This window comes from Priestia sp. D3YE.R1 (assembly GCF_049199565.1).
GTDB lineage: Bacteria > Bacillota > Bacilli > Bacillales > Bacillaceae_H > Priestia > Priestia aryabhattai.
This window is the reverse complement of record NZ_JBLTHW010000003.1, coordinates 128784-146741: the sequence shown is the minus strand read 5'-3', so window position 1 is coordinate 146741 and position 17958 is coordinate 128784. Positions and strand designations below refer to the sequence as shown.

General features: G+C 38.3%; 23 protein-coding genes. 7 read left to right on the top strand and 16 right to left on the bottom strand.

The window, feature by feature from the left end; all coding sequences use genetic code 11:
• Positions 1–97 precede the first annotated feature (97 nt).
• From ACOZIR_RS19030 to ACOZIR_RS19020, 3 genes are all read right to left on the bottom strand, one after another.
• Complete coding sequence (locus tag ACOZIR_RS19030) at positions 98–574, bottom strand: glutathione peroxidase (protein ID WP_014460472.1); 477 nt, start codon at positions 572–574, stop codon at positions 98–100.
• A 61-nt stretch (positions 575–635) separates the two neighbouring features.
• A complete protein-coding gene (locus ACOZIR_RS19025) occupies positions 636–1154 on the bottom strand; it encodes a hypothetical protein (protein WP_045294584.1) in 519 nt (172 codons plus the stop codon).
• Between the two features lie 279 nt (positions 1155–1433).
• Complete coding sequence (locus ACOZIR_RS19020) at positions 1434–3122, bottom strand: formate--tetrahydrofolate ligase (RefSeq protein WP_340141385.1); 1689 nt, start codon at positions 3120–3122, stop codon at positions 1434–1436.
• Positions 3123–3473: 351 nt separating this feature from the next.
• Here ACOZIR_RS19020 and metA point away from each other — a divergent pair, with 351 nt between their 5' ends.
• The gene (gene metA / locus ACOZIR_RS19015; RefSeq protein WP_045294589.1) at positions 3474–4385 is read left to right on the top strand and encodes a homoserine O-acetyltransferase MetA; all 912 of its coding nucleotides are present in this window, start codon (positions 3474–3476) and stop codon (positions 4383–4385) included.
• Between the two features lie 257 nt (positions 4386–4642).
• Here metA and ACOZIR_RS19010 read toward each other — a convergent pair whose 3' ends face one another.
• Together ACOZIR_RS19010 and ACOZIR_RS19005 are read right to left on the bottom strand one after the other, a co-directional pair.
• On the bottom strand, positions 4643–4831 hold the full coding sequence (locus ACOZIR_RS19010; RefSeq protein ID WP_080890228.1) for a hypothetical protein: 189 nt from the start codon (positions 4829–4831) through the stop codon (positions 4643–4645).
• 84 nt (positions 4832–4915) lie between these two features.
• Positions 4916–5326, bottom strand: a complete 411-nt coding sequence (locus tag ACOZIR_RS19005) for a hypothetical protein (protein WP_045294591.1) — start codon at positions 5324–5326, stop codon at positions 4916–4918.
• A gap of 159 nt (positions 5327–5485) precedes the next feature.
• Between ACOZIR_RS19005 and ACOZIR_RS19000 the strand changes: the two genes are divergently transcribed.
• Positions 5486–6217 (top strand): polysaccharide deacetylase family protein, encoded by a 732-nt coding sequence (locus ACOZIR_RS19000; protein ID WP_045294593.1) that lies wholly within the window; start codon positions 5486–5488, stop codon positions 6215–6217.
• 465 nt (positions 6218–6682) lie between these two features.
• The gene (locus ACOZIR_RS18995; RefSeq protein ID WP_013056680.1) at positions 6683–6847 is read left to right on the top strand and encodes a hypothetical protein; all 165 of its coding nucleotides are present in this window, start codon (positions 6683–6685) and stop codon (positions 6845–6847) included.
• 124 nt (positions 6848–6971) lie between these two features.
• Here the strand turns inward: ACOZIR_RS18995 and ACOZIR_RS18990 are convergent, their stop codons facing one another.
• A complete protein-coding gene (locus ACOZIR_RS18990; RefSeq protein ID WP_045294595.1) occupies positions 6972–7667 on the bottom strand; it encodes a peptidoglycan-binding protein in 696 nt (231 codons plus the stop codon).
• A gap of 135 nt (positions 7668–7802) precedes the next feature.
• Positions 7803–8552, bottom strand: a complete 750-nt coding sequence (locus ACOZIR_RS18985) for a Cof-type HAD-IIB family hydrolase (RefSeq protein ID WP_045294597.1) — start codon at positions 8550–8552, stop codon at positions 7803–7805.
• Positions 8553–8797: 245 nt separating this feature from the next.
• Between ACOZIR_RS18985 and ACOZIR_RS18980 the strand changes: the two genes are divergently transcribed.
• Positions 8798–9640, top strand: coding sequence for a sulfurtransferase (locus ACOZIR_RS18980; RefSeq protein WP_328120401.1), 843 nt, complete (start codon positions 8798–8800; stop codon positions 9638–9640).
• Between the two features lie 75 nt (positions 9641–9715).
• Here the strand turns inward: ACOZIR_RS18980 and ACOZIR_RS18975 are convergent, their stop codons facing one another.
• From ACOZIR_RS18975 to ACOZIR_RS18960, 4 genes are all read right to left on the bottom strand, one after another.
• Positions 9716–10360: a FusB/FusC family EF-G-binding protein gene (locus ACOZIR_RS18975; protein WP_045294601.1), complete on the bottom strand. Its 645-nt coding sequence runs from the start codon at positions 10358–10360 to the stop codon at positions 9716–9718.
• A 135-nt stretch (positions 10361–10495) separates the two neighbouring features.
• Complete coding sequence (locus ACOZIR_RS18970; RefSeq protein ID WP_285843091.1) at positions 10496–10774, bottom strand: CD3324 family protein; 279 nt, start codon at positions 10772–10774, stop codon at positions 10496–10498.
• Positions 10775–11142: 368 nt separating this feature from the next.
• Positions 11143–11271 carry a YuzL family protein gene (locus ACOZIR_RS18965; protein ID WP_013056674.1) on the bottom strand — a complete coding sequence of 43 codons (129 nt, stop codon included), beginning with the start codon at positions 11269–11271 and terminating at the stop codon, positions 11143–11145.
• A 65-nt stretch (positions 11272–11336) separates the two neighbouring features.
• Positions 11337–12017, bottom strand: coding sequence for a class I SAM-dependent methyltransferase (locus ACOZIR_RS18960; protein ID WP_029714870.1), 681 nt, complete (start codon positions 12015–12017; stop codon positions 11337–11339).
• A 104-nt stretch (positions 12018–12121) separates the two neighbouring features.
• Between ACOZIR_RS18960 and ACOZIR_RS18955 the strand changes: the two genes are divergently transcribed.
• Entirely contained in the window at positions 12122–12346 is a 225-nt protein-coding gene (locus ACOZIR_RS18955; RefSeq protein ID WP_013056672.1) for a DUF3892 domain-containing protein, read from the top strand.
• Positions 12347–12358: 12 nt separating this feature from the next.
• Positions 12359–12505, top strand: a complete 147-nt coding sequence (locus ACOZIR_RS18950; protein ID WP_013056671.1) for a hypothetical protein — start codon at positions 12359–12361, stop codon at positions 12503–12505.
• A 303-nt stretch (positions 12506–12808) separates the two neighbouring features.
• Here the strand turns inward: ACOZIR_RS18950 and ACOZIR_RS18945 are convergent, their stop codons facing one another.
• The 4 genes from ACOZIR_RS18945 to ACOZIR_RS18930 all read right to left on the bottom strand — a co-directional run bounded on the left by ACOZIR_RS18945 (position 12809) and on the right by ACOZIR_RS18930 (position 15935).
• Positions 12809–13684, bottom strand: a complete 876-nt coding sequence (locus ACOZIR_RS18945; RefSeq protein ID WP_014460489.1) for a helix-turn-helix domain-containing protein — start codon at positions 13682–13684, stop codon at positions 12809–12811.
• 160 nt (positions 13685–13844) lie between these two features.
• Positions 13845–14033, bottom strand: coding sequence for a hypothetical protein (locus ACOZIR_RS18940; protein ID WP_340141387.1), 189 nt, complete (start codon positions 14031–14033; stop codon positions 13845–13847).
• Positions 14034–14097: 64 nt separating this feature from the next.
• The gene (gene ribD, locus ACOZIR_RS18935) at positions 14098–15189 is read right to left on the bottom strand and encodes a bifunctional diaminohydroxyphosphoribosylaminopyrimidine deaminase/5-amino-6-(5-phosphoribosylamino)uracil reductase RibD (RefSeq protein WP_045294605.1); all 1092 of its coding nucleotides are present in this window, start codon (positions 15187–15189) and stop codon (positions 14098–14100) included.
• The gene (locus tag ACOZIR_RS18930; protein WP_045294607.1) at positions 15186–15935 is read right to left on the bottom strand and encodes a GTP cyclohydrolase II; all 750 of its coding nucleotides are present in this window, start codon (positions 15933–15935) and stop codon (positions 15186–15188) included. The genes ribD and ACOZIR_RS18930 overlap by 4 nt, the downstream gene beginning before the upstream one ends.
• A 356-nt stretch (positions 15936–16291) precedes the next feature.
• Here ACOZIR_RS18930 and ACOZIR_RS18925 point away from each other — a divergent pair, with 356 nt between their 5' ends.
• Positions 16292–16615, top strand: a complete 324-nt coding sequence (locus ACOZIR_RS18925; RefSeq protein WP_045294609.1) for a winged helix-turn-helix transcriptional regulator — start codon at positions 16292–16294, stop codon at positions 16613–16615.
• Positions 16616–16732: 117 nt separating this feature from the next.
• On the opposite strand, the gene ACOZIR_RS18920 is transcribed toward ACOZIR_RS18925, so the two are convergent.
• Positions 16733–17941, bottom strand: a complete 1209-nt coding sequence (locus tag ACOZIR_RS18920; protein ID WP_045289411.1) for an MFS transporter — start codon at positions 17939–17941, stop codon at positions 16733–16735.
• Positions 17942–17958: the final 17 nt, after the last annotated feature.

The window sequence follows — 17958 nt, the reverse complement described above, 5'->3', positions numbered from 1 at the left end:
ATTTTAGCACAAAGTAAGACGCTCGTCTCACTGACAGCTGAGCACCCCTTGAAAACCCTTGCTGAAAAATAAAAAACAGATGGAGATCCACCTGCTTTTACAGCAATTCTTTTATATCTTTTTGAATATCTTTTGGTGCAGTTTGAGGTGCATATCGCTTCACGACTTCACCTTGACGATTCACTAAAAACTTTGTGAAATTCCACTTTATCGCTTTGGAACCTAGCAGACCCGGTGCTTGTTCTGTTAAGTATGTAAATAACGGGTGTGCATGCTCGCCTTTTACATCTACTTTTGCAAACATCGGAAACGAAACGCCGTAGTTTAACTCGCAAAATTGTTCAATATCGTTTGAACTTCCTGGCTCTTGACCACCGAACTGATTACAAGGAAAACCTAGAACCGTTAGGCCGTTTTCTTTTTCTTCTTCGTACAGCGCCTGCAAATCTTTATATTGAGGGGTGAAGCCGCATTTGCTAGCTGTATTCACAATCAACAGCACGTCACCTTGATAGTTAGATAGCGATACGTCTTCGTCTTTAATTGTTTTTGCCGAGTATTCATACACGCTCATCAAAACGCCTCCTTTTCCCTATTGTAATTCACTTTATTTCGGAAGTACAACTGAAACGCTCTTATGATTTGTCGTAAAGAACCTTTAGCTGATCAGTCGTTTGCAGCATGTAATCAATCATCTCAATTAAATCTGCTACTTGATCTTCGTAAATAAATCGGTTAAAGGTTACCTCAATATTGTTTTCATATTCGCTTCCTCCGACTTCATGAGTAATACGCTGCTTCACAACTCTTGTTGTTCCCCAGATCCGCTCACACATTTCCTGTATGTTTTGAAACTCAGCTTCTTCAAACGGTTTTTGTTTTTTTAGCTGAAAGTGAATATAAACTGTACACCCTGGTTTTTCTACACGGGAAGGCGTTAATTCGGCATGAATGTTGTCTAAGTCGGTTGATAAAGTTAGCGACGCGGTACAGCAAAAATGCTGTTGAAAAGAAATGCGGTACGTTCGAGTAAACTGAGCTAAGTCTACAAAATCTTCGCGATTCGTAACAGATACTTGCCCAGACAAGTCAAGATCATAGATCTCTCCTTCTACAACAACTTTTAAATTATCAAATACAATTGGATCAAACATTTCAACTACTTCCTTTTTTATAAAATACGAACAGTCAGCTCTTCTTCTTTCTTGCCAAATTAATTCATAACATACCTGTTATTTTGTTTTATATTGTAAGAAAGAGATTGAGACACAACTAAGTCCATCTAATCTACAGCTTAGAAGCCCCTACACCCATGAAGCCTACTTTTACCATAACTACGAAAAAATCCGAACGAGGTTGATTCTCCATCAAGAATCTTGCTTCACCGTTCGGATTTTCCTTCAACTAAAATACTCTTACCCTAGCCTCTTCTCTTAAAAAATCCCTAGTGCATGTCCATTCTCGTCAATATCCATATTGAGCGCAGCAGGTTTTTTTGGAAGTCCAGGCATTGTCATAATTGAACCTGTTAGCGCAACGAGAAAGCCAGCTCCGAGCGAAGGACGGAATTCCCTCACCGTAATCTTAAAATCAGCTGGTCGCCCAAGCTTCGTCTGATCATCACTTAACGAATACTGTGTTTTGGCCATACAAATTGGCAGGTGATCCCATCCGTTTGCTTCAAATTGCTGTATTTGCTTTAACGCTTTTGGAGCAAAATCTACGCCTTGTGCTCCGTATACGGTTTTAGCAATAGTTTCTACTTTTTCTGGAATCGAAGCTGACACATCGTAAAGAGGAGAAAACTGACTTTCTGTCTTGTTCATGACTTCAAGAATTTTTTCAGCAAGCATGACGCCGCCTTCTCCACCTTTTTCCCATACTTCTGTTAAAGCAACTGGAACATTCATTGAAGCACACCAATTCATAAGCGCTTCTACTTCACCTTTTGAATCTGTTACAAAACGGTTCACGGCTACCACATAAGGAACGCCGAATGCCTGAATCGTTTCAATATGTTTTTCAAGATTTTCAATTCCCGCTTCTAAAGCCTCAATGTTTTCTTCATTTAAACGCTCTTTAGGAACGCCTCCATGCATTTTCAGAGCGCGAATTGTCGCAACGATTACTACCGTTTCTGGTTTAATATCTGCCATACGAGCTTTAATATTTAGGAATTTTTCTGCGCCTAAATCTGCCCCAAATCCCGCTTCTGTTACTACATAGTCGCCTAGTTTTGCAGCCATTTTTGTTGCAATGACGCTATTGCAGCCGTGGGCAATATTAGCAAAAGGACCTCCGTGAATGAGGGCTGGAGTATGTTCCAACGTCTGTACAAGGTTTGGTTTAATCGCATCTTTTAAAAGAAGAGTAAGCGCTCCTTGTGCACCTAAGTCTGCAACCGTTACAGGCTCATTGTCCATGTTATAAGCTACCACAATAGACGCTAAGCGGCGCTTTAAGTCTTGTAAATCTGACGCTAAGCAGAAAATAGCCATAATTTCTGATGCCACCGTAATATCAAATCCATCTTCTCGAGGAACACCTTGCATCGGACCACCTAATCCAATGACGACCTGACGCAACGCGCGGTCGTTTAAATCTACCACTCGTTTCCACGTGATTTTACGTGTATCAATACGCAATTCATTGCCTTGATGTATATGGTTATCTAAAATAGCTGCCAGCGCGTTGTTAGCTGTTGTGATGGCATGCAGGTCTCCAGTAAAGTGCAAGTTAATATCCTCCATTGGAAGCACTTGAGCATAACCGCCGCCAGCGGCGCCTCCTTTAATTCCCATTACCGGACCAAGAGATGGTTCACGCATGGCGACAATCGCTTTTTTACCTAATCTATGTAATGCCTGAGCTAAGCCAACCGTCACTGTCGACTTCCCTTCTCCGGCTGGAGTTGGATTAATAGCTGTAACTAAAATCACTTTTCCATCTTGTTTTGTGTGTAAACGTTCCATAACGGACAAAGAAAGCTTGGCTTTATAATGTCCGTACGGCTCTAGCTCGGCCTCTAAAATATCCAGCTGCTCGGCAATCTCTTTAATCGGTTTAATCGTTGCCTTTTGTGCAATTTGCAAATCACTTTTTATTTGCTTCTTAGTTGTCATATAATAACCCCTTTTCTGCTGAGAATTCTTTTTAAACACTTCATCAAAAAAGGATAAAATCCGTTTTCTGGGGGAGATATGAAGTTTATTAAATACAGGAACGACTGCGCTATAAATTTTAATGAGTTTCAGTCACGCTAAAAAAGCATAGCAACGCTCCAGTTTAACCTTATTGTACCATTTCATTTTAGCCATTACGCATATTAATGCTCTTTTTTTTCAAAATTCAATTGCTTAATATTCTGTATATTCCTATAATAGTATATTGTACATAAATGTTGAACCTCATCTTCACGTGAGAAAGAACATTTATACGCGTCATTACTTCGAAATCGAATAGGAGGAATTTTATTGCCTATTAATATTCCACGTGATCTTCCGGCAAAAGAAATTTTAGAAAAAGAGAGAATTTTCATTATGGACGACGTGCGCGCGGTTAACCAAGAAATTCGCCCGCTTAATATTGTTATCCTAAACTTAATGCCGGAAAAAGAAAAAGCTGAAACGCAATTATTACGTTTACTCGGGAACTCACCGCTGCAAGTGCATATTACACTTCTTTACACGGCAAGCCATAAAGCAAAAACAACGAGTAAAAATCACCTAGATCAGTTTTATAAAACGTTTGAACAAATTAAAGAACGAAAATATGACGGAATGATTATTACAGGAGCACCTGTAGAACATATACCATTTGAAGAAGTAAACTACTGGAAAGAACTTCAAGAAATTATGAATTGGTGTAAAACAAATGTGACTTCTACCCTTCATATCTGTTGGGGAGCTCAAGCCGGACTTTATCATCACTTCGGCATTGACAAGCGACCTCTTTCTGATAAATGCACGGGTGTATTTACACATGTTGTATCGAGTGAAGAACCAATTAAGCTGCTGCGAGGATTTGATGATGTCTTTTATTCTCCTCATTCCCGTCACACTGATGTAGACATGAATGAAGTACAAAATCATCCTGGCCTTGAGCTTCTTTCCTATTCTGAAGAAGCCGGTGTGTATATGGCGATGTCTAAAGACGAAAAGTTTGTTTTCGTTACAGGGCACCCAGAGTACGACGTTCAAACACTGCAAGAAGAATTTCTTCGAGATACAGAAAAAGGACTAGAGCCAAAGCTTCCGGAACACTATTTCCCAAACAATGATCCCGACAAAAAACCTTTAAAAACTTGGCGCTCTCATGCCAACCTATTGTTTATGAATTGGTTGAACTATTATGTTTACCAAGAGACTCCTTATCTGTGGGAATGAAAGAATCGAGCGGCCGTATTTCAAACATAAAAAACGACAAGTCCTTATATGGATTTGTCGTTTTTTATGTCCTGCTGTTCTCTTTTTAACGTGGATAATTATATGTATATTCTTCTCGCAAACCGCTATAAAGAAGTATTTTCCTCCTCCAGATTCAACATTTCTTTTTTGTAAATAGCTATGTTTTTCTTTTAAATTTTCATTTAGAACATAGTTTTATCAAATAAATAAAACACAATCTTCTAACAGATTGTGTTTTACAGTTCTTTAATATATACAATGACCGAATCTGGAAATTCGTTTCGAATTCCGCAATTCCCACAATAAAATCCGCTATATTCGTCTGTCGCAACGTACTGTCTTAAAAGAAACAATGTTAACCTGTTTGGGATACCGCATTCTGTGCAAAACGCCAGGTATTTGCTGCGCTGTCTGTTTGCTGACATACGTTTCATCCTTTCGATTAACCATAGAAAGCGTTTTCTTATTTATATGGAGCTTTCTTATTAGTTTATGACAGCAATTACGGACTATCTCCAATTATTGTCGCGACGAGAAGGGCGGAATAAACGCAGAATTAAATTAATTACAAGTACAATAGCCAAAATGTTAATTAATAATCCAAAAATTCCACCCAGTGCACCCATATGACCAAGCAAACCGCCAAATAACATCCCTGCCAGCCCGCCATACAGCAGTCCACGGGCGAATCCTCCTCGTTTTGAACGGGTAAAGCCTCGATTTACAGTTCCATTTCTGCGGTTTGAAAAATTAGATCTCGGCTCATTTTGTCTAACGCTTGGCTGTCTATTAAACGACCGCTTCCCCGAACGATACGACCTTGCACTTACGTTATAGTCATCGTGATAGGAAATATATTCAGCTAAGGGAGATAAACTTAGCGAAAAAATCAATGCTACAGCAATCATTATTTTTTTCATCTGCTTTTTCCTTTCTTCACCTAATAGTAACTGTTTATTATAGTGCGCTGTTTCATGCATATCATACGTTTTGACACAAAAGGGAAACTCAGTTCATACAAAATTTTTAATCGGGTATCATAACGTTATACTTTGCCCTAGAAAGGAGTGTGCATGTACATGATACGAAGAATTAGTATACTGCTTTTCACACTGTGCTTCTTATTTAATGGAGCCCTTCCTGCACTATGTAAAGCGGAACAAGAAAAAAATGTAGCTGTGCGTGACCGTCTGCTTTATCAAGGTAATAACCACCTAAAGCAAACCGCCCTAACATTTGATGATGGACCGGATCCGCGCTTTACTCCACATGTATTGGACCAATTGAAAAAGCATGGTATTAAAGCAACCTTTTTTCTTATTGGGGCAAAAGCTCACGAACATCCTGAGCTAGTGAAGAGAATGGTAGCTGAAGGTCATGCTGTTGGAATTCATACCTATTGGCACCCCAATTTATTAAAAGAATCGACTGAAAAGTTTCACTGGGAAATTGCCAAAACCCAGGCTATTATTAAAAATATTACCGGTTTTGAAACACAGCTGTTTCGTCCTCCATATGGAAATTTAACGCAAGAAATGATCAGCGAGCTGCCAAATGAAAATGTCTATGCGATTAACTGGTCTTCTGATTCATTAGACTGGAAACAAATACCAGAAACAGAAATCACCAAGAATGTATTTAAGAACATGCACGCCGGAACAATTGTGTTGATGCACGACGGCGGCCATTGGACCATGGATCTTTCCAACACCGCAAAGTCGCTGGATACTATCATTCCTAGACTTAAGCAAGAAGGATATCATTTTGTGACCGTCCCAGAACTTTTGCACATTCCTTACCCAAAAAATTAAGCTCCAACGAGTTTCTGATTTAGAAACTCGTTGGAGCTTTACAATTTTCTTTAATAGAAAGTAAATATGCCTCCCCCTACAAAAAGAGCGTGTCAAAAGATCTAATTCAAATCCATCTTAAAACTCAAAAATATACCTTATTTCTTCAAAACGTTGCCATACTAAAGATACAAAAAGAAGCATTCTTTTCTTGTTCCATCACTCTACAATAGAGGGAATTTACGGATAACCTCTAAAATAGGTTTTAAGTTGCATGATTAGGAGTAAATATTACTATAACTACTCTCATATTTTTAGACAAGCTGCATATGTATAAAATGAGAGAGTCGAACGTATTCCACATATCCCTAAATTTCTTCTTCTCACAAAAAAATTGACGAACTTTTTTTGTCAACAGGTGCGTATAGATATGATAGAATTCCTATATAATGACCTGGATTCATTTCTAAACAAGGAGTTTTGACTATGATTAATGAACAAGAGACGTTGTTATTTATTAAAGAACTTGGCCGCTTGTTGAAAGACTATCAAAACTGTTCAAACGCCTCTGTAAAAAGTGAAATATATAAAGATATCGTGTTGTTGAGCAATGTTATCCAGTTAGATCACGTGAACGTTTCTTACGCTTAGAAAATCTTTTTTATTTCTTTATAAATTTCAGTTTTTCTACTATAACTACAGAAAAGGAAGAAAAGAGAAGATTTCCATCCATCTCTTTTCTTCCTTTTCTCATTTTCGTGTTTTTTATAGTTATTTAGAACATAGTTTTATTAAAATTACTATAGATTTTTTCGAGTGTCTTCGGTCCAACTATTCCATCTACCTGCAGATAAAGTGCTTGTTGAAAAGCTTTGACCGCTTTGAGAGTCGAAGACCCGAATATACCGTCTGCTCCGCTAAAAAGAGAATAGCCTAAGTGAATAAGCATACGTTGAATTAACTGTACTTGATTTCCTCGATCTCCGTATTTAATTAGCACTCTTGAAGCCTTTTCCGTTTGTTTCTCAGATGATTTTCCACTTCGAAGCTCCGACAAAGATAAACCGAATGTATATTGAAAATGAGGATAATCTTTTAAGCTTTTCCAATCTCCTCCCCATTCCAACCCGATCCTTTTTCCTATCTCTCCCGCTTTGTTCCATCTTCGATCAATGGTCCAGTCAACTTCTCCGTTGTTATCAAGCAGCGCAATATCAAAAGCTAGTCCATAATTATGATAAGAATAGCCGCCTTTGGCATTAGTCACGATACTTCCTGGTGTTGTTCGGCCTTGTGAATATAGTTTATGCTGCTGCTCTATCGATCTAAATCCTTCAGTGATCACAACAAATATGCTTTCTTTATATGCTTGCCTAATGAGCTCGTACGATTTTTCTTGCACCATTTCATGTACATTCTGCAACTTATTTTCTGCTTTTTTTAACAGCTTGTCTAATGATAAATCGCTCATACTCCCCACTCCTTAACTAGATGGCTTCTCCTTATATATACGTATAAGACGAACTCTAAGGGAGGCATCCAGTATCAGTTTATGCGGGAAGTAGTTAAGTGGTGCAACAGTGCCGCCTGCTGTGTAGAGCTGCTGTTATTTCAGTACCCAGTGGCTAATAGCCTTCGCTACTCCATTATTGACATTTGTATCTGTCACCCAGTCCGCTGCTTCTTTTACAGCTTCCTGAGCATTTCCCATGGCTATTCCACAACCTGCCGCTTCAATCATAGCCATATCATTTAAGCTGTCTCCCATTGCAATGACTTCATCCATTGAAATGCCCAAACGGTCACATACAGTCATGATCCCTTTTGCTTTGTTAATACCAAGTGCATTAATTTCTAAATTCGTTAAACTAGAGTTGCTGATTTCAAAATCTGAAATGCCTGCTATTTGTTTCAGCACTTCTTCTCGTAAAGCATCATCTGGAATATCGTAGCCAAACTTCAGCCATTCCTGTGAAGCAATATCTTCTGGAAATTCATCTCTCCATACTTTATCCGTAGTCACAGCCCAAAAGGTAAGCTTATGCTCTTGCGTTAAATTCCACATTTTCTCAATGTGTGAAGCATCAATTAACTTTCGTTCTACAAGCTGTCCAGATTCATCCCAAATTTCACTTCCGTTTACTGTAATAAGGTAAGAAGACAGCTGAAGAGATTGCGCGTATTCACGGCATGTTAAAAGAGATCGCCCCGTGCTTAATACCACATGAACACCTTGTTCTTGAGCTTTAGCAATGGCCGCGCGATTTTCTTCAGGAATTTCTTGCTGATTGTTCAGCAGGGTTCCATCCATATCTAGTGCAATCAGTTTAAATTCTTTCTTTTCATTTGTTTGCATCTTTCTCTCTCCTTCTCATCAGTAGTAAGTATGACATTACCCTGAGCATTTGGCTTATACTATGTAACTCTTACTATAACTGTAGCACAGGAGCATTTCACTCTGCATCAGATAAGCGCTAAAATGGTCAATTATTTTATGGGGAATAATTGAAGGAAAGCAGCATACCTTTGCCGTAATTTATATTTAACGCTTTTCATTTTTATTTATTTCAACTAGAATTTTGGTAAAAGGATGTGAATGTTATGAACACTATTATTTCACCGGCTGACTTACATACTGCATTACAACAACCTCAACACTCCATTGTGTTGCTCGACTGCCGATTTACCCTTGGAAAGCCTGAGGCAGGCGCAGATGCTTATCAGAATGAGCACCTCCCGGATACTCATTATTTGGATTTAGAAAAAGATTTGTCCTCTGTGGCTGCTTCTCACGGAGGCAGACACCCGCTGCCCGATGTTCAAAAGCTAGCTCAGAAGCTCGGCCGCTTAGGAATTAATGCTGATTCAAAAGTCGTCGTTTATGATGAACAAAACGGAATGATGGCTTCAAGAGCATGGTGGCTACTGCGATATATAGGAATTGAATACGTCCAAATTTTAAATGGAGGTTTTAATAACTGGAAACAATCGGGATATGAAACAACGAAGAGCGTTCCAGCAGCTTCTCCTCAAACTTTTGTACCTTTCATTCAACAAGATTGGGGACTTGTAGGAGTTGAATACGTAAAAGAGAATCTTCATAATCTTAATGTTGTTCTTGTCGACTCTCGTGAAAAAAAGAGATATCTCGGCTTAGAAGAACCCATTGATTTTGTAGCAGGACATATTCCAGGCGCCATTCATTCTTTTTGGCAAGATGTGTTAACTTCAGAAGGTTTATGGAAAACAGATAAAGAGTGGAAGGAGATGTTTTCAGCTATTGATTCTCACGCTGAAATCATTGTATACTGCGGATCAGGTGTATCTGCCTGCCCTAACGTTTTAGCTTTAAAATCAGCCGGTTTTCCAAATGTAAAATTATATGCCGGCAGCTGGAGCGATTGGATTAGCTATCGTGACAATCCCATTGAGAAAAACAGATAGACAAAGAAGGCTCAGTCTCACCAAAAGTATAGGGACTGAACCTTCTTTTTTTGTACTTTTCTTATTAGTCGCATGCTATTTACTGAGCCTCAACATAAAGTCATGAAGCCGATCTAAGGTAAGTAAATTTTGATTACATGCTTCGCTATCTTGACAAATATAATTTCCTCGTTGGGTAAATGTTCCTTGAACAGTTCCTTTGATTTCAGCAGTGAACATACCGACTTCTTCGTAGCTGTGACAAAGTGTGCATATTCCCTTCTGGTTGATAGGCTTAAACGTTCCTTGAATACCTTTTAGCTTCTGAGTATAGAGATCCTGCGCTACGATAAACTTTCTGTTTGAGCCTTTATCGATCCAGCTAATATAGGAAATGCTCGTTAGATCAATGCTATCAGCAGAAGGAACCTTTAACTTTTTCACTTTCGGAAACAATTTTTTCACGCCAGCTTCTGTAAAAGATTTAAATGGAATCACGTAAGGCTTTATCGTTTCTAAAAAAACTTCTGCTTGTTCCTTAGTTCTAACTTCAGCAACTGGTAGCAGCAATTCTTCCTGTTCCTCGCTAAGAACATCAAACGCATGTAAGACTTTTTCTTTTGCAAGAGCTTTTAAGGCCAGCAGCACATCGGAATTATTCACTGTTCCATACCCATTGATAAGGATTTGCGTTTGGCTTTTGATAAAGTTATATTGATCATTTCTTATAAACGCTTCCACGTTCTTCACTCCTTCTTCATTTAATCAGCTACTTTTTACTTTACCGTATGGACTCCTCTTACGAAATGTAAAAAATAAATCAGAATTAAACTCTACCTAAAAAAGCGCGGGCATTCAGCCGCCAGCGCTTGATTTTTACCGTTGCTTTTTGTATACAATTTTTTTGATGGTTTCGGTTGATAAGAAGTATTCACGGGCTAGTTCTTCAATTGAAGTTCCTTTTTTAAACAACTTCTTAATACGTTCGTTTCGTTCATCGATCAACTTTCTTCCACCAGAGCAAGTTCCCCATTTTCTTTTTGCCTTCTGCGGCTTTGGAATATAAATGGTTTCTCCTTGAATGTATTTTTGAATTTCACTAATCAGCTCTTCAGGTAAAATATTTGTTGCTTTTACATATGTCATTTCTGCCAGCTCCTTATGTGATTTTGCTTATACAATAAGGGGCAAAGCCATATATATATTAGAAATGAGATATCCTTGGTTAGGCGATGTATCTTACTAAACCGTCCACCCCATGCAAAGTATCGCCTTTCTAATATCAGGCTTTGCATGAGACGCTGCAGTATCTGGTAAATATCTTTTATTTACCATTTATTACACCTCCGCTTTACATCGAATGTAAACCAAACTTGTAGAAAATTACAATTATTGGCTCATATTTTATTATAAACTATCTATAATCTTGCACACAACACCTTCTTACTTATAAAGATGACACCATAAATAAAACGAACTTGCAGTGAGCTCGTTGTTTTCCCTGCAAGTTCGTTTTGTTTTTGTTATGAACGCTTCTGTTTTTTGTTAGCTGAACTGCTTTGAACACCTTGTTCAGAAGTGGTCGTCCCTTGTCCTTCTACATTTGGTGAACCTAGCTCTGATTTTGAGCGGTCTTTTTTAATTTTACTCATGTCACTCACCTCCAGTTTGTAGTGTACCCTTTGTACAGCTACATATAAGGAGACGCGTGCTGTTTTTATTGTTTCTTGAGCATAAATAACCATAGAAACGTTAAGGCTTGTTTTAATTCCTGTGGAAGCTGTCCAATCAGCTTATCTGTAACATTTCGCTTATATACACCTTCGCCATCAATTACTTCCCATCCATTTTCTTTTGCAAGCTGTTCAAACTCCCACGGCATCATCGTATTGCAAATAACGTCTTCCCCATATAGTCTTTGATAACTATTGGTACGTGGCTGAGCAGTTGGCCCAAGAATACCTACACATGCATATCCTCCTCTTTTTACAACTCGGTGCAATTCCTTCAGAGCTAATCGCGGGTGCTCCGTCCATTCTAAAGCGTTGATTACCATAACCCCTTCTACTGATTCAGAAGACAGCGGGAGCTTCATAATATCAGCTTGAGCAAACGACAAATTTTCACTTTTATGCAGCTCGGATGCTTTTTGAACCATTTCTTCTGATAAATCAAGACCGATTGCTTTATATCCAGAAGCTGCTAGAAGAGAAGTTCCAAACCCATCACCACAGCCGACGTCTGCTAGCAAAGCGCCTTTTTTAAGATGTTTTTGAATAAATGGAATCACTGTTTTCCGGCTTCCGTTTTTCCACATTTCTTCACTTCGGCTATTCCAAAATGATACTTTTTGATTCCACTCGTCTTGAGCTTGATCATGCCAATTAAATGTTGTCATTTTTTATCCCCTTTGCACTCTTTTCTTTACCTTATCACTTTTTATAATGAATAAAAACGACTATTTCAGCAACCATATAGATGTAAAGGAAGGTGTTTATGTGTATGAAAGAACGTTTCGTTGCAGTACGTAAAAATGCAGACGGTGACCTCTTAGAATTCCAAACGGCTTCAGGAGACGTTTTAACCTATGAAGAAGCGTTAAAGAAAGTAGAAGCCGGGGACGTTGAGCATGTGAGTACCTTTGTAGGGAAAGACGGCGGTACGTATATTCGCAGCATTCCTGATCATGACAAAACAAATAATCTCGATGCATTGCCATCGTTTTAAAGGAGAATGAAGATGACTAAAAAGAATAACAAAGGAAGCGCTAATCAAAGTAATCCAAAAACCCAGCACCACCTTGTAGAAATGGGTGAAGAAATTTCAAGCGGGGATAATTCAAAGGGAAACAAACGCAACAAAGATCAGTCAAGTAAAACACAATAAAAAAAAGCCGTGCGAAAAAGCACGGCTTTTTTATTAATGTTGGCTAGGAAGACCTAATGTTGAAAAATCTCCTGTTGCGACGCTTGTTCCAACTGAAGCAACACCTGCTACTAATGTAAACGCTAATGCCATACCGACTAATACTTTTTTCATAATTATTTCCTCCTCTTTCTTTGATTTGACTCTAGTGTATCACAGGATAAAAGTAGATGAATTCCTTTCTATCAGCATTTATCACCTTAAAACCATGGATTTCCTCCATTTTGATAGAAATTTCTCAAAAATTATAATGATAGGAATATTTTAAACAAATAGAGCTTCAAGTTCTTTTTCTACTAGCTTGACGAATCGCTCGTTTCGTTGCAAGGTGAAAATGGTCATAGACTTTTCCATATATTCTTTACCTTGTTCAATTTTACCTAATTTGATTAAGCTCTCTCCTGCTTGGTAATGAAGTTCTCCAAATAAATACATTGATTCATTACTAATGCACAAATCGATTCCTCGGTTGCTATATATTAATGATTCATCATAGTTACTCATATCTCCAAGCGTTTTGGCAAGTGCATTTAAAATTCTAATTTTTATATTTTCGTCTTTTGTTTGGGGCAGCTCATTTAAGCTTTTGAGTGCTGTTTGATATGTATCTAGAGCCTGTTCATACTCTTTCTCTTCATAAAGAATAATCCCAATGCTATTTAAAATTTCAATTTCTCTTTCTTTATAAAACGTTGCCGATTGCTTAGTAAGCTCGATCGCTTGGTACATTTTAGACAGCGCATCTTCTTTATTATGATGAATGTAATACACGCAAATACCTTCGTGCCACATTAAAAATTGCTTGTTCAGCGGATTTTGAAACAGGGGACTTTCTTTTTCTTTTACAATGATATTATGAATAGCATCATAATCTCTCTGACGAATATATTGACGAATTAACGATTGGACCGCATCTACGTAATCAAGTCGAGGTGATTCTACACTATCAAAAAAGTAGTTAACATCTACGCCAAGGCGCTTAGAAATTTTATAGAGGGTAATGCTTGATGGATATTCTTCACCATTTTCAATTTTGCTGATTTGCGCTTGTGTACAAATGTCTCTTGATAATTCTTGTTGTGTCAACCCTGCCATTTTGCGAAGGTCTCTCATAACACTCCCAATTCTATACTCTCTCATCTCTTTTCTCACCCTTACTTTCACATAATATATTCTCTCTATAAACATATAGTGCTTTTATTTAGATAGTCAACTGTAAACACGTTAAAAATTTATACAATGTTTCGAAATTGACCATTCCCTATAATAGCAAATTAATCTATAAGAGTAAAATAGTGTATTATTCCTCTTCTCTAAAAAATCCTGCAAAAAAATGAGATTGAGACATAGCTACATCAATCCAATCTAAAGACGAACAATAGGTTAAATGATCTGAACTACTTATTACACCGCTAAAAGCACCTGTATACATGAAACCTACGTTCATCACACCAATAAAAAAATCCGAGCGAAGCTGATTCTTAATCAAGAATCAGCTTCGCTCGGATTTTCCTTTAACTAAACTACTTTTTTATCCGCCACATTTACATTTTTCATTTATAAACAGGATATCCAACAAACTTAAAATCTTTACCGATTGAAGTAACAGAAAGACGCTCCACGTCCACTGCGTCCCACATTTTTTCTACGCCTTTTCCTTCTAGGAAAGTAGGAGCTTCTTTTCCTCCTGAAAGCTTTGGTGCCATATATAGTACCAATTTGTCAATTAAGCGATTTTCCAAGAATGCGGCATTCACTTCCCCGCCTCCTTCAATTAAAAGAGACGAAACGAATTTCTCACCTAGTACAGAAAGCATATCTTCAAGATTTACTTTGTCCTCACCGCTTGTGACAAATACTTCGACGCCTTGCTTTTCGAGCTGTTCTTTTTTTTCTTTTGAATAGCTTTGACTTGTAAATACCCACGTTGGGGCTAAAGAATCCGTTGCTAACTTGGAATCAAGGGGCATACGCAGCTTCGAATCCATCACAATACGAATTGGGCTTCGGCCACCTTCGATGCGAGTTGTCAGCTCGGGGTTATCCTTAATGACCGTGTTCACCCCTACTAAGATACCCGCCGTTTCATGACGCAGCTGATGTACATCCAAACGAGCTTCCTCAGACGTAATCCACTTGCTGTGAGAAGAGGCAGTTGCTATTTTACCGTCTAACGTAATCGCTGACTTTAATGAAACAAACGGCTTCTTCGTTACAATATACTTATTGAAGACTTCATTCATTTGACGTGACTCTTCTTCACATACACCTGTTATGACCTCAATGCCTGCGTTTTCTAAAATTTTAACTCCATTACCTGCTACTAAAGGATTGGGGTCTAAAGTTGCTATGACCACTTTTTTTACACCGGCTTCAACTAGCGCTTCAGCACAAGGACCTGTACGTCCGTGGTGTGAACAAGGCTCTAGCGTTACGTAAGCAGTCGCCCCTTTTGCTTGTTCACCAGCCATTCGCAGCGCGTGAATTTCAGCGTGCGGTTCGCCAGCTTTTAAATGCGTACCAATTCCAACGATTCGATTATCGTTTACAATGACCGATCCTACAAGCGGATTTGGCTCTGTTTGTCCTTTTGTTGCTTTTGCGTTTTGTAAAGCTATATTCATATAAAATTCGTGATTGATCAAAGAAGAACCTCCTCTTTTAAGTGTCCTGAACGTTTAACTTTAGTATCTAAATACTTTTCATTAAACTGAGATACATCTCCCCAAAGTGGAACGCGCCCTGATAAAAGTGCGCCGTTTTTCTCAAGCGCGATTAGCTTTTTCGGATTATTCGTAATCAGCGTAACCGGTTTTTGACGCAGCACTTTTAACACGCTGATGGCATCACTGTAGCTGCGAGTATCATCTTCAAATCCTAACCCTTCATTCGCCTCTACCGTATCAAATCCGTTTTCTTGAAGCACGTATGCCATTGCTTTGCTGAATAAGCCAATGCCGCGTCCCTCGTGATTTGCTAAATAAAATAGCGCTCCGCTTCCATTTTCGACGATCATTTTCATAGATTGTTTTAATTGAAAACCGCAGTCGCAGCGTTTGCTTCCGAATATATCTCCCGTATGACAGATGCTGTGCATACGAATGAGCGCGTCATGCGACTCTTCAAAATCTCCGTACACAAGAACACTCGATTGCTGCATATCTGCCAAATTAGCTCCTTGCATTTTTTCAATGAGCTGTTCTGTACTTAAGGCTCCTTCTTTTACATTATCAGAACGCAGCCATGAATACCAACTAAATACTTGTGTCTCGCCCTCTAGATTCACAGGAAGCGTGATAGGTCCTACTATATAAATAAAATGATCATCATTTTTTACGACGTTAATTTTATCTTTTAAAATTGAAACAACTTTTTCGTTAATCACAGTCATTTCCTCCTCTTATGTGTCTTTCACTTATCTACTATTTTCACATTGTGCTCAATCTCTCACATGAACAAATATTTTTTCTAGCACTTCACTACATTTATCTTTTTTAATTGATGTATCAGCTTACTAAAAGTAAGTAACTTTACTTGCTTAAAGTATTATATGACGATATATTTATCTTGTAAAGCTTTTATGCTCTTTTGGTTACTTTTAGTAATTAACTTCTATAATTATATAAATTATATAATTAAAATATAAATACGTAAAGTAATTTATATTCTTTAAGTAATTAAATTACACAACACTAGATAAAATAGTGACTTTGCTTTATACTATAGGAAGAGAATGGAGGTAATAACATGGACGGTTTAGCACTCTGCCCGCGTTTTGAAAAGGCTGTTACTATACTAACGAAACGTTGGACGAGTTTGATCATTTTTCAGCTGCTTTCCGGCTCACAACGGTTTTCTCAAATGCAAGAAGCACTTCCAGTAAGCGGAAGGCTCTTATCCGAGCGCTTAAAAGAATTAGAGCATGAAGGAATCGTCATTCGTACGGTTATTCCGGAAACTCCTGTTCGAATCGAGTATTCGTTATCCGAAAAAGGATTAGCTCTGGCGCCGGTGATTCAGGAAATTCAAATATGGTCCAGTGAGTGGATTACAAAAGAAGAAGTGGAATAAAAGAAATCTCTAAAGAAATCAGGAGGGCTTGTACACGGATAAGCTCACGACCGTTCTCTTTAGAGCTCCATAAATAAAAAAAGACGTGCTTAAAGAGCACGTCTTTTTTTATTTATGTTATTTTCCTAATGACTCATTTTGAGAAATAATACGCTGCTTCTGGCTTTTTCGGCCGTGCAATACAAGGTATACTGCTATAGCTAAAAGAGCAATAATGGAACAGAACATATACATTCCTTTGTACCCGGCTGCTGTGGACAGAATACCTAGCAAAAAGGACCCTAAGCCCATTCCAGAGTCAAAAAACACAAAAAACGTAGCTGTGGCAACACCTCGGCGATGAGGAGAAGCTTTTTTTACAGCAATGGATTGAAAACTTGATGTAATCGTTCCAAAGCCTAATCCAATCAATGCTCCAGCTAATAAAAATACCCAGCTTGTTGTCGCTTGGCTAAGCAAAAAGATACCGATAGCTAGAGATAAAATTGATGGATATACCACGCTGTTTTCTCCGTATTGGTCAAACCATTTTCCAGTAAAAGGTCTAGAAGCTAATAAGCACACCGCGTATACAACAAAGAAAAAGCTTGAAGCTTGCGTAAAGCCCATTTCTTTTGCATAAATAGACACAAACGAAATAACACTTGCATATGAAAAAGCTACCACAAGGCCAGCAACAGAAATAGGCAGCGAACGGTATTCAAAAAACGCCGCAAGACCTTTAGCTGGCTGTATTTCATTTGTTGCAGAAGAAGCTTGCACCTCGGGTACACGAAGTACTAGACTGCATACTACTGCTAAAACAGAAGATACAACCGCAACGGTAAAGACCGCTGTATGACTCAAGCTATTTGTTAACGTTAATCCTACAAACGGACCCACTACCATCGCTAAGTTCATGAACGTCGCATAGTACCCCATCCCTTCTCCTTTTCTCTGTTCTGGGATTACATTTGCAACAATTGCCCCTGTAGCAGTTGTGCTCATTCCAAAACCAATACCATGAAGCACACGAAGCAGCAGCAGCGCTGATAATGAGTGGATATTCATATATAGAATAGAACCAATTAAAAAGATGAAGACACCTATTAACAGGACTTTCTTTTGTCCTAATGTTGTCATCCACTTACCGGCTAGCGGCCTGAACACAATACCGGACACTAAAAAGATTGTCACAATTAGCCCTAGGCTTTGTTTGCTTGCATGAAGTTCATCTGTTGCAAACAGCGGCAATGTGACAGTTAACATATAAAAAATGACAAAAACAAAAAAGCTAGTCAGTGAGACCGCTAAAAAATCTTTTGTCCATAATTTCGATTTCTGCATGATTTTCCTCCTTTTAT